An 11,992-nucleotide genomic window follows, 5' to 3' on the forward strand; every position below is an offset into this window, starting at 1 on the left:
TACAATTTAAGCGATAACAGATTGGGAGGAACCGATGAAGCAGGGACGGTATGGTTTGATCTACAAATTCTTCAAATCCCAGATCCAATTCGGATATTACCGCAGCGGCGATTGCCTGCCCTCGATCGAACTGCTGCACGAGGTCTACCGCGTCGCGGTGCGCACGGCGCGCAACGCCTATTTGCAGCTCGAGGAGGAGGGCTACATCAGCCTCTCGCCGGGGCGCAAAACCGTGGTGACCTACAGCGCCCCGCCCGAAGCGGGCATCGCCAACACGCAGGACTACTTCCTGGCGCGGAGGGAAACCTTCCGCGCGATGGGGCAGCTGCTGCGCGCCCTGCTGGTCCCGCTGCTGCGGGAAGGGAGCCGGCGGCTGCAAAAGCATAATATGCAGCAGATCAAAGAAACGGCCCTCGCCCTGGAGGACGGGGGGTTCTACATCTCCTATTTCTGTGGGCGGGAGATGCTGCTGGCGCTCGACAACCAGCTGCTGCTCGACCTCTATCACGAGATCGTCTCCTATTACCAGTTCGTCCACACCCTCCCAAGGATCGTCCACATGGAGCGGGAGAACCGGCGCTACCGGCAGCTGGCGCGGCAGACCGTGGAGGCCTGCGAAGGAGGGGATCGCGGCGAGCTCTTCAGCATATACCTCCAGATCCAGTGGCTGCTGGACGGGACGGTCTTCTCCTATATCGAGCAGGCCGCCAAGGAGCGGCCAGCGCCGCCGGAGCAGGTCCCGTTCGAGTGGAGGGTCTACCGGGAGCGTCCGCAGCTGTGTTATTCGCTGAGCTCCCAGCTGATCTGGCGTATCCTTGTCGGGCAGCAGCTCTCCCCGGGCGACCGCCTGCCCTCCTATGGGGCGATGGCGGAGAAATACGGCGTCTCGTTCAGCACCATCCGGCGCACGGTGGCCATGCTGGAGCGCCTGGGGCTGGTCTTTGCCAGCCAGGGCGCGGGGACCAGGGTCACGCCGCCGGGGGAGCAGGAGATCGACCTGCGCCACAAGTCGGTGAAAAAAATCGCCTCCATGTTCCTGGAGGCGGTACAGATTGTTCGCCTGAGCTTCGATCAGGTCTTTTTGCTTTTATATCCACAGGCGCTGCCGGACGTGGGCCCCTGTGTCGCAAAGCTCAAGCGGCAGCAGGCGCGCGGGGGCGCGCTCCAGCCCTTTTTCATCTGTATAGAGTACCTGCTGGAGGGCTGCGGGAACCAGCCCTTAAAAGAGATCTGGGGGAAGCTGTGCGAGGTGCTGCTGCTCGGCCTGCCCCTGCTGGAGGCGCATGCCGGCGCGCTGCCCGAGTGCACCCTCATGCGCGCCGAGGCCGAAGGGATCATCCGGGGCGTGCAGGAGAGGGACCGCCGGCAGCTGCACGACGGCCTTCGGCAGTTGGTTCTGCTGGCCGCCCCGGCGATGGAGCGCCTCTTCCCACCCGACGGCCCGGAGAGCGCCCGAACACGCCCATGCCCAGACAGCATTTCCAGCAATGTAATCTAAGTATTGGACATATCATAAGCGTTGCATTAAAATGTGGGTGTCTCAAGAAGGGAGGCTTTTATGAAAAGATGGATCCTGGCCGCGGCAGCCCTGCTTCTCCTGTTCGGCTGCTCGGCGAAATCCCCCGCACCCACGCCCTCCGAGCCCCAGGAGCCGCCCGCGCAGGAGCAGCCGGACTATGACGCAGCGGACCCGCCCACTTCCTCGCAGGACCTTTCCGCACCGTCTGCCCGCTCCTATCTCGACCGGCTCGTGGAGGACACCGCCTCGGAACTTACGACGCCGGACATGACGGAATTTGAAAAAGCGAAGGCGGCGTTCGATTACATGATCGAAAACACCGTCTTCGACGAGCCCATCGGCCTGGAGTTGTGGCGTGTCCGCGCCGACGGCGAGGAAGCGCCAACCTTTGTGGAGCAGAGGGCGCTGAGCCCCCTGCGCTTCGGCGTGGGGATGTGCGAGGACTACGCCGCCGCGCTGGCCCTGCTGCTGCAGGGGCTGGGACTGGAAGCGGAATACGTCCCGGGACTGACCTACTCGCTGCAGGGGAACCTGGTGGACCACGCCTGGACGATGGTCAAGGTCGACGGGGTCTGGTACCACCTGGACAGCCAGCTGGAGGACAACGTCTCCCGCAACGGCGCCATCCGCTACCGCTACTTTATGAAAAGCGACGCCAGCATGGCGCGCTCCCACGTCTGGGGGCAAAGCCTTATCGGCTCCGGGCTGCTGACACCGGAGCAGAACGCTGAAATTGAGGAAAACTTTCTCGCGCCGTCCTGCCCGCAGGACTGCCCCACTCCCCCGGAGCATGTCCTCGCCGAAGCGCCCGCGCCGAACCTGCCTGCGCTGAAACAGCGCGTGCGGGAGGAGCTCGCCGCTTACGAAAGCGAGCATGGCGCGCTGCCGCCGATGGAACCCAGCGCGCCGCCCCTCTTCGGCCTCGCGGGCTTCGGCCCGGAGGACGAGGGGTAGACCGCAGCAGACAAAAAGGAGACCATTATGAAAAGAATCATTTCCTTGCTTTTTGCCGCCTGCCTGATCCTGGCCGCCTGCGCCGTCCAAGGTCCGGCGCAGGCCCCGCGCGAAGCCGTGAGTGCGGCTTCAGAGGTTTCTATCGCTTCAGGACAGCCGGAACCTGAATCGGATCTGGAGCCCGAACCGGAGGCGGACAACAGCTGGCAGCTCGACGCGCCGCAAAGCCACGGCATGGACCCGGCGCTGTTCGAGCAGCTGCACGCGGTGTTGGCCGGCTCTCAAATCTACGCCATGGTCACCGCCAAGGACGGAGTCCTGATCGACGAATATTACCAGGAAGGCTATGACGAAAGCAGCGTGTTTGCGCTGCACTCCTGCTCCAAGTCGTTCACCGGGGCGCTGGTGGGAATCGCCATCGAGCAGGGATACTTTGGCGGGGTGGACGACCTTCTGTCCGATTACCTCCCGCAGGTGGCTTCCCTGGAGGAGGGCAAGCGCCAACTCACCCTGCGCCACCTGCTGACCCACACCTCCGGCCTGGAGTGGTACGAGTGGGGCGGCGGCTACAGCAACTGGAGGGAGTTCCAGTCGGCGGAGAACTGGGTGGCGTACATCCTCGGGCGCAGCCTGGTGGCCCAGCCCGGCACGCTTTTCAACTACAGCACCGGCAACACCCATCTGCTGTCCGCCGCGCTGACGGCGGCAACCGGGATGGACGAGCTGCAATACGCCGAGGAGAACCTCTTCGGCCCGCTCGGGATGGAGAGCGTCGAATGGGGCCGCGACCCGCAGGGCATCTGCGACGGCGGCAACGGCATCTCTATGAGCGCGCGAGACGCCGCCCGCTTCGGCCAGCTCTACTTACAGGGCGGCAGCTGGCAGGGCCAGCAGCTCGTGCCGGCTAACTGGGTGGAGGCTTCCACTTCGGTGCAGAACCCCGGTCCCGGTGGACGGACCGGCCAATACGGCTACCAGTGGTGGATCAACTCCTTTGGCGCCAAAAACTACGATACCTATTTTGCTTTCGGCGCATGGGGGCAGTATATCTTTGTCGTGCCCGAGCTGGAGCTGGTGACGGTTATCGCCAGCAACTACCCAAACGACAGCTATGCGCCCTGGCCCTATTTCACCGATTACGTCCTTGCGGCGTATCGGGAGGGCGCATAAGGCGATCGGTCACACCACAGAAAAAACACGTTTAAGCGAAACCGCTTAAACGTGTTTTTTGCCTTCTGCACCCAAAACAAACGAGCACTTCTTCGCGTGCAAAAAACAAAACGGCTCCCCACAACTGTGAGGAGCCGTTTGGGAGCGGCGGCTCGCCGCTGGTGCGCCAGAAGGGATTCGAACCCCCGACCTTTTGATTCGTAGTCAAACACTCTATCCAACTGAGCTACTGGCGCATATTTACTTTTCATGTCAGCCTTAATATATTACCATGCCCATAAAAAATTGTCAAGCATTATGCCGGAAAAAGCGACCATTTTTTCTTTTTCTCTGGCAACTTTTTGGGGGTGCGCGCATATACTGTATTGCGGGACCGCTCCAGCGCAAGACCGGACAGCTCCCGCATATGAACCAACGCACTATCCGTACAGGATGCTTCCTAAAATGATTTCAGCTAAAGCGCCGGACCATTCCGGGGCACCCAAAGGGCGGGGCGTCAACCCGCGGCCTGTGGGCGCCCCTTGGGCCCGGCGCTTCGGCTGCCCGCCCTTCCCAATTTTCCAAGAGGCGGACGACAGAAAAACAGGCGGCGTGAATCCTTCACGCCGCCTGTCGCATTTTTCTTATTTCTTGTTGAACAGCTCCATGATATCGAAGAAGGCATCGTCGTCGATCCCGGTCTCTTCCTCTTCCTTCTTCTGCTCCTCGGGAGCCTTCTCACTCTCCTGGGCCTTGGCGCCGAATTGTTGCTGCTGGCGGGCGACAGGGGGTTCAAAGTTATTGCCGCTGTCAAAGCCGGTCGCGATCACGGTGACCATCATCTGATCCTTGAGGTTGTCGTCGAACGCCGCGCCCCAGATCAGGTTGACGTCCGGATGGGCCGCGTTATGTATCATGGTGGAGGCCACGTCGATCTCGTCGAGGCCGATGTCGCTCGAGGCGGTGATGTTGATGATCACGCCGCGCGCGCCATTGATCGAGGTTTCGAGCAGCGGGGAGGCGATCGCCATGGCGGCGGCCTTCTCTGCCTTGTCCTTCCCGTCGGCGACGCCCATGCCCATGTGGGCGTAGCCGGCATCCTTCATGATGGCGGTCACGTCCGCAAAGTCGAGGTTGACCACTCCGGGGATGTTGATCAGGTCGGAGATGCTCTGCACGCCCTGCTTGAGGACGTTATCCGCCGCCTGGAAGGCGTTGAGCAGGGTGATCTTATTTTCCGAAATGAGCTTGAGGCGCTCGTTGGGGATGACCACCAGCGCATCCACATGCTCGCGCAGGGAGGCGATCCCCGATTCGGCCTGGTCCATGCGCCGCTTGCCCTCGAACAGGAAAGGCTTGGTCACGATTCCGATGGTAAGGATTCCCATATCCTTGGCGATCTCGGCCACCACGGGAGCTGCGCCGGTGCCGGTGCCGCCGCCCATACCGGCGGTGATAAAGACCATCTGGGTGCCCTTGAGCGCCGCCGCGATCTCGTCGCGGGATTCCTCGGCGGCCTTCTGGCCCTTTTCGGGGGAGCCGCCCGCGCCGCGGCCCTTGGTCAGCTTCTCGCCCAGCGGGATCTTCACGGTCGCCTTGGAGGTGTTCAGCGCCTGCAGGTCGGTGTTCACCGAGATGAACTCCACGCTCTTCATGCCGGAAGAAACCATCCGGTTCACGGCGTTCCCGCCGCCGCCGCCGATGCCGACGACCTTTATCGAAACAACTTTCTCGAAATCGGAATCCATATCAAAATTCATAGAATCCTCTGCCCCCTACACTCTATTTTCTAGAAGAACAAGCGAAAAATCAGTTCTGTCACAATTATTCCAATCATATAAATATATGTTATCAGATTTCATACCTGAAATCAATACGGAATTGCGAGATATTCGCGTAAAAATACAAGATATTGTGCCCGTTTGCCGGTTCCATGGCGGTTTTGATCCATCATACGGTATATAGAGTGTTCGCGCGGGGGTCAAACCACAAGATAATCCTTCTTGTCGTACCCGCTCCCCTTGGAAGAGCTGCCCTTCGAGGAGCTCTCCTTGGAAGAACTCTCCTTGGAGGAAGAAGAGGATTCCTCCTTCGAGGAGCCCTCCTTGGACGAGGAGCTCTCCGAACGCGACGAGGACGAAGCGGACGAGGAGGAATCCCCTGCGGACGCATCGGACGGCGCAGGCTGAGAGCTTGTCCCGGGCTCGGAGGACGACGCGCCCTCCCCCTCGGAGGAGGACAGGCCGCCAAGATCGGTGCCGCTCTCGGGCGCCAGCGGGTCCTTCGGCCCGACGATGATCGCCCCGGTATTCGGATCGACCTGGATCCCGGTCTTGCCGCCGGCGGGGCTCTCTTCGCCGCCCCCTTCGCCTACGCCTTCCTGCCCGGCGCTCTGCAGGCGCTCCTGCTCATCCTTTTCGATCAGCTCCCAGATGTCCGCCTCATGGAACACGCCCCACTTCTCGATCAGGGTGACGTCCAGCACGCCCTGCGCGGTGGAGCTCATGTTGCTTTGCACTGTATTGTTCACAAACTTGAGCTTGTAATCGAGGTCCGCCTCGGTCCCCAGCTCCACGAGCAGGCGGTTGTCGTAGACGATCCGCATGTTGAGCCGGTTGCCAAGGTCGATCAGATTGATGTTCTCCATCCCGCTGGCGCTGATCGCTTTCAGGAGGGTGTCGAGCATGATGATCTGTTCGGAATTCTGGTTGAGCACATAGTTCCCCTGCTGGGTGGTGTTCACCGTGATCCCGACAATCAGGGGATATTTCTGCTTGTCATAGGAGGGCATTTCGCTCTCGAGGATCTTCCCCGCCGAATTGATGTAAAGATAGCGCCCCTCCGTCTCGATGGCGCCGACCGGCACCGAGGGGATGACCTCGAGCTCGACGGTGGTGGGGAATTTTTTATGTACGTTGACCGCCTGCACGTAGGGCAGCTGGTCGATGACCAGGGTATTGATCTTCTTCTGGTCCACCGAGAAGAGGCTCTGCTTCATCTTGACCCCGCTGGCGGTGACGATCTCCTCGGCCGTGTATTCGCCGGGGTCGCCGGTGACGTCGATCTTATAGACCTTAAAAAAGACCGCGTAGCACAGGATCGAAAGAATGATCACCCCCACGATCCCGAAGAGCAGGTAGTTGAGCGTCATCCGCCCGTGCCGGCGGCGCCCGCGACGCCGGGGCGCCTTTTTGGGGGCGCGCTCACGCTCCCCCTTCTCCTTTTTGGAAAAGAGGCTCAGCCGCGGCTTTTTTTTCGGTTTGCGCTTCCTGCTCGGGTTCCCCGGAGCTTGTCCGGTTTTAGGGGCCTCAAAGGGCTTCTCGTCGATCGGCATACTGTGCTTCCTTCGTCCTTGTGAGATTAACCCGCGGCGGCCCCGTCTGTCCATGCAGCGGAGCCACCGGGTATGTCTTATATTTTAGCAGATATCCCCGCTCTTTTCCACCTTTTTTATTTTTGCCCCGAGGGACCTAAGATTTCCTTCCAAATCCTCGTATCCCCGTTCGACATGCCGGATCTCGCTGATCTCGCTGTCGCCCTGCGCCGCCAGCGCCGCCACCACCAGCGAAGCGCCGCCCCGCAGGTCGGTGCATTCCACCTTGGCCCCGTGCAGCAGCGGTACCCCCTGCACCACCGCGACCCGGCCCTCGACCTTGATGTTGGCTCCCATGCGGCACAGCTCCCCGGCATGCTTGTAGCGGTTCTCGAAGATGTTCTCCACGAACACGCTGGTCCCGCTGCTCAAAGCGCACATCGCCATGAAGGGGGCCTGCGCATCGGTCGGGAAGCCCGGATAGGGCATGGTGCGCACCATGCGCAGCGGCAGCAGCCGGCGCGGGGATACAATGTCCAGGGTGCTTTCCCCGGCTCTGAGCTCGCACCCCGCCTCCTCGAACATCGGGATACAGGCGGTCAGGTGCTGCGGCTCGACGTCGTAGAGATGCAGCCTGGAGCCGGTGATCGCCGCGCAGGAGAGCCAGGTCGCCGCCACGATCCGGTCCGGGATGACGGTGTGCTCGCAGCTTTGCAGCCGCTCGACCCCGCTGACATAGACGGTGCCGGAGGAGTCGATTTGCACCTTGCCCCCGCATGCGCACAGGAAGGCGGCCAGGTCATAGATCTCCGGCTCCCTGGCGGCGTTGTGGATCTCGGTGTCGCCCCTGGCGACGCTCGCGGCGATCATGATGTTCTCGGTCGCGCCCACGCTCGGGAAGGGCAGCGAAATCTTCGCCCCATGCAGCCCGTGCTCGGCGCGGCAGTCCAGATACCCGTAGTCGTCGCGGATGCTGACCCCCAGCTTTTTGAGCCCCGAGAGGTGTATGTCGATCGGACGCGGGCCGAGCTCGCAGCCGCCGGGCATCGAGATGCGCGCGCGCGCGCAGCGCGCGATGATCGCGCCCAAAAAGACGATGGAGGAGCGCATCTCCCGCATCAGGTTATCCGGGATGTCGTCGCGGCAGCACCCGGCGGTGTCCACCGTCATGGTGCCCTCTTCGAGGGAGCAGCGGCAGCCCAGATATTCAAGGATATTGCTGGCGGCGCCAATATCCGATAGATTGGGACAGTTATGTACCACACTGTGTGGAGTAAGCAGCGTCGCGGCCAGTATCGGCAGCGCCGCGTTCTTGGAGCCCTGCACCCGCAATTCGCCCTGCAGACGCGCCTGCCCCTCTACGATATATTTCCCCATTTCCACGCACCCTTTGCGGCTCCGGGCAAAGGCATATGTACCGGAGCCGATAATTACCGCAGCCAAACTGGCCCTGCGGCTCTGCTTTACAAAACCATACTATGCCAAAGGGCGCAAAGCGGTGAAAACCGGAAGGGGTATATTGATCAGAAACGTCCTGTTTGCCAATTTTTTCTCTCCAAACGGCACGCGAGGCGGGCTTTTGCCCGCCTGACGGTGATTTTGCAGCTTCCTGCGAAAATTGCGATTCCAACCGGAATATAGGGCTACAGCATAGCCATCATTTCGCGGTAGATGCGTTCCCCCGCGTCCACGATGGCCAGCTTCCGGGCGTTCTTCGCGAGTCCATGCACCTTCGCCGGGTCCTCCAGCAGCTCGCTGACCAGCGCGATGATCCGCTCGCCGGTCAGGTCCTTCTCCTCGACGACGATGGCGGCCCCGGCGTTCCCGAGCACCATGGCGTTGTGGTACTGGTGGTTCTCGGCCACGTTGGGCGAAGGGATCAAAATCGAGGCCCGCCCGGCCGCCTCGAGCTCGCTGAGCGTCACCGCGCCCGAACGGCAGAGCACGATGTCGCTCGCGGCAAGGCAGCGTGGCATGTCGTCGATGTACTCCCGGATGTCCACATAGTCGCACCCGCCGAGGTCCACCCCCCGCTCGCGCAGCAGCCGCGGCAGCAGCTCGACGCCGTATTGGCCGGTGGCGTGGATGTGGTGGATCTTCCCGGAGCGATAGTGCCAGGCGATCAGGTCGGCCACCGCCTCGTTGATCCGCTGGGCCCCGAGGCTCCCCCCGAAGGTGAGCAGCACGGTGCGCTTGGGGTCGATCCCAAGCGCGCGACGGCTCTCCTCGCGGTCGGCGAAGAGGATTTCCTCCCGCACCGGATTGCCCACCACCGCGTATTGCGGGCCCCCGGCGAGGTACTTCTGCGCCTCGGGCACCGCCAGCAGGATTTTGTCCACATATTTGGAGAGGAGCTTGGTGGTCACGCCGGGGAAGGCGTTCTGCTCATGGGTGAGGGTCTTGTACCCCTCCTTGTGCGCGGTGCGCAGCACCGGCCCGCTGACATAGCCGCCGGTGCCCATCACGATGTCCGGCTCAAACTCGCGCAGCACCCTCTTTACCGCCCCGCCGGCGCGCAGCATCCGGGAAACGGCGCTCAGGTTGTGCGCGCAGGCCTTGGGGGACAGGGAGCGGTAGAAGCCCTTGATGACGACCGGAGAAAAGTCGTAGCCCGCCTTTTTGATCAGCCGGCCTTCCATCCCATTCGGGTTGCCCACGAAGCGGATCTGCGCGTCGGGATGGTGCTTACGCACCACCGCGGCGGTGGCCAGCGCCGGATTGATGTGCCCGGCGGTGCCCCCGCAGGCGAACAGTATCTTCATAAAAACATACCTCTCTAGACTTTTTCATACCGGTTTTGCTGACGACGGCGGCAAAGGCGCCACCCCCCGGCCGCTCCTTAGGGCACGAGCCCGTTCACTCCTTGAGCAGGGTGCTCTGCCGCGAGACGGACAGCACGATCCCCATCTGCCCGAGCAGCATCATCAGCGAGGTGCCCCCGTAGGAAAAGAAGGGGAGCGAAATACCGGTGTTCGGGATGGTGTTGGTCACCACCGCGATATTTAAAAACGCCTGGATCCCCACCTGGGCGGTCAGGCCGACCGCCAGCAGCATGCCGAAGCGGTCCTTGGCCCTGGCGGCGATGACGAACCCCCGCCAGATCAGCAGCGCGAACATGACGATGATCAGCGTCGCGCCGATAAAGCCGAGCTCCTCGCCGACGATGGCGAAGACGAAGTCGTTTTGCACCTCGGGCAGGTAGAGGTACTTCTGGCGCGAGTTGCCGATCCCCACCCCCAGAAGCCCGCCCGAGCCGATGGCATAGAGGGACTGGATGGTCTGGAAGCCCGCGCCCTGCGGGTCGCTCCAGGGGTCGAACCAGAATTCGAGCCGGCTTCGCGCATAGTCGAAGGCGCCCGGGATGAGCAGCGCGCCGCCGATGAGGATCAAAGCGCCCACGCCGGCGAAGACGAACCACTTGACATCCACCCCGCCCACGAGCATGACCACCGCGCCGATGAGCATGATCAGGATAACGCCCGAGACGTGGGGCTGCAGCAGCATGAGGAAGGAGAGCAGCCCCAGGATGATGACGAAGGGCAGGATCCCATATTTAAAGGTCTTGATCTTGCTGTAGTTTTTCGAGAGGATCTGCGCGAAGAGCACCACGACGGCGAACTTGGCGATCTCGGAGGGCTGGACCGAGAAGGAACCGATCCGAATCCAGCGGTGGAAGTCGCCGACGCGGGTTGGCAGGATCCGCACCAGCACCAGCAGGAAGACGGTCACCCCCATGATGGGCAGGGCCAGCTTTTGAAAATGGTGGTAGTCGAAGAAGGCCAGCACGAACATGGCCGTGACCCCGACGACGGCAAAGACCAGCTGCTTGGAGATGAAATAGAACGAATCCTTATAATAGTAATAGGCATAGGCGTAGCTCGCCGAGAAGAGCATGACCAGCCCCACCGTCAAAAGGGAGAGCACCAGCACCAGAAAGACGACGTCGATCCGGCCGGTTTTGATCTTCACCTTGTTTTTGGCTTTCTTCAACTGCTACACCTCTGATTTCAAAGTTTTGCGGAGCCCCGGCTCACTGGAAAAAGAGGGACCATATCCCGAGCCCGCAGCCGGCGAGGGCGACGAGGGAGAAGACCATCACAATCTTGACCTCGCTCCAGCCGGACATCTCGAAGTGGTGGTGGATCGGGGCCATCTTGAACACCCGCTTGTGGGTGAGCTTGTAGCAGCCGATCTGGATGATGTCCGAGAGGGTCTCGACGATGTAGACGACCCCCATCAGGATCAGGATGGCCGGCTGCCCGATCCCGAAGGCCAGCGCCACCACCACCCCGCCGAGAAACATCGAGCCGGTATCGCCCATGAACATCTTGGCCGGGTGGAAGTTCCAGATAAGGAACCCGAGGCAGCCCCCGGCCAGGGCGGTGGCCAGCAGCCCCATCTCACCGAAGGAGAGCAGCGCGCAGCAGAGCATGAAGCCGATCCCCACCACAAAGGTGACCGAGGCGGCCAGCCCGTCGATCCCGTCGGTGAGGTTGACCGCGTTGACCGCGCCCACGATCACGAAAAGGGCGAAGGGGATATAGAAAATCCCCAGGTCCACCTGCCCGAGGAAGGGCAGGATCAGGATGGTCGAGGTGTCCCCCGCCATATAGAGTCCGGCGAGGTAGGCCCCGGCGACCAGGATCTGCGCCACCGTCTTTTCCCGCGCGCGCAGGCCGAGGTTGCGCTTCTTGACCACCTTGATGTAGTCGTCGGCAAAGCCGATCGCGCCGAAGGCGAGCGCCATCGTCAGCCCCAAGAAGAGCCGGGTGGTGTTAAGCCCCCCCGCCCTTATAAGCGGGTCGAGCGGATGGGACGCCTCGGATAAGCGCAGCGCGATAAAGCCGGCGATCACCGCCGTCAGAATCCCGATGATGAAGGTCAGCCCCCCCATGGTCGGGGTGCCGTTCTTGTTCTTGTGCCAGGTCGGCCCGATCTCCTTGATGGTCTGCCCATACTTGATCCTGCGCAGGAACGGCACCGCCCACAGCCCCAGCAGGGCGGTGACGCCGAAGGAGGCGATCGCTGTGACGATGGTCGCAAAGTCGTTCATAATG

General features: G+C 61.9%; 9 protein-coding genes and 1 tRNA gene. 3 read left to right on the forward strand and 7 right to left on the reverse strand.

The annotated features are described in order from the left end of the window. The first annotated feature begins 34 nt into the window (after positions 1-34). Genes EDD78_RS06445 through EDD78_RS06455 form a run of 3 tightly spaced genes read left to right on the forward strand, consistent with a single transcriptional unit; the run spans position 35 to position 3,643 of the window. Entirely contained in the window at positions 35-1,498 is a 1,464-nt protein-coding gene (locus EDD78_RS06445; protein WP_132084373.1) for a GntR family transcriptional regulator, read from the forward strand. 60 nt (positions 1,499-1,558) lie between these two features. Next, on the forward strand, positions 1,559-2,473 hold the full coding sequence (locus tag EDD78_RS06450) for a transglutaminase domain-containing protein (RefSeq protein WP_132084374.1): 915 nt from the start codon (positions 1,559-1,561) through the stop codon (positions 2,471-2,473). A 27-nt stretch (positions 2,474-2,500) separates the two neighbouring features. Beyond that, positions 2,501-3,643, forward strand: a complete 1,143-nt coding sequence (locus tag EDD78_RS06455; RefSeq protein WP_132084375.1) for a serine hydrolase domain-containing protein — start codon at positions 2,501-2,503, stop codon at positions 3,641-3,643. Positions 3,644-3,802: 159 nt separating this feature from the next. Here EDD78_RS06455 and EDD78_RS06460 read toward each other — a convergent pair. From EDD78_RS06460 to mraY, 7 genes are all read right to left on the reverse strand, one after another. Further along, a tRNA-Arg gene (locus tag EDD78_RS06460) sits at positions 3,803-3,879 on the reverse strand. A gap of 387 nt (positions 3,880-4,266) precedes the next feature. Next, positions 4,267-5,382, reverse strand: coding sequence for a cell division protein FtsZ (ftsZ, locus tag EDD78_RS06465; RefSeq protein WP_079698256.1), 1,116 nt, complete (start codon positions 5,380-5,382; stop codon positions 4,267-4,269). A 221-nt stretch (positions 5,383-5,603) separates the two neighbouring features. Next, positions 5,604-6,956 carry a cell division protein FtsQ/DivIB gene (locus tag EDD78_RS06470; protein ID WP_165873130.1) on the reverse strand — a complete coding sequence of 451 codons (1,353 nt, stop codon included), beginning with the start codon at positions 6,954-6,956 and terminating at the stop codon, positions 5,604-5,606. Between the two features lie 84 nt (positions 6,957-7,040). After that, positions 7,041-8,312, reverse strand: coding sequence for a UDP-N-acetylglucosamine 1-carboxyvinyltransferase (gene murA, locus EDD78_RS06475; RefSeq protein ID WP_187138713.1), 1,272 nt, complete (start codon positions 8,310-8,312; stop codon positions 7,041-7,043). A 266-nt stretch (positions 8,313-8,578) separates the two neighbouring features. Then, a complete protein-coding gene (locus tag EDD78_RS06480) occupies positions 8,579-9,697 on the reverse strand; it encodes a UDP-N-acetylglucosamine--N-acetylmuramyl-(pentapeptide) pyrophosphoryl-undecaprenol N-acetylglucosamine transferase (protein WP_132084377.1) in 1,119 nt (372 codons plus the stop codon). A 94-nt stretch (positions 9,698-9,791) separates the two neighbouring features. After that, positions 9,792-10,925: a putative lipid II flippase FtsW gene (gene ftsW, locus EDD78_RS06485; protein WP_207739299.1), complete on the reverse strand. Its 1,134-nt coding sequence runs from the start codon at positions 10,923-10,925 to the stop codon at positions 9,792-9,794. A gap of 40 nt (positions 10,926-10,965) precedes the next feature. Continuing rightward, positions 10,966-11,988: a phospho-N-acetylmuramoyl-pentapeptide-transferase gene (gene mraY, locus EDD78_RS06490; RefSeq protein ID WP_132084378.1), complete on the reverse strand. Its 1,023-nt coding sequence runs from the start codon at positions 11,986-11,988 to the stop codon at positions 10,966-10,968. Positions 11,989-11,992: the final 4 nt, after the last annotated feature.

It is taken from the genome of Harryflintia acetispora (assembly GCA_004340125.1).
Taxonomy (GTDB): Bacteria; Bacillota; Clostridia; order Oscillospirales; family Ruminococcaceae; genus Harryflintia; species Harryflintia acetispora.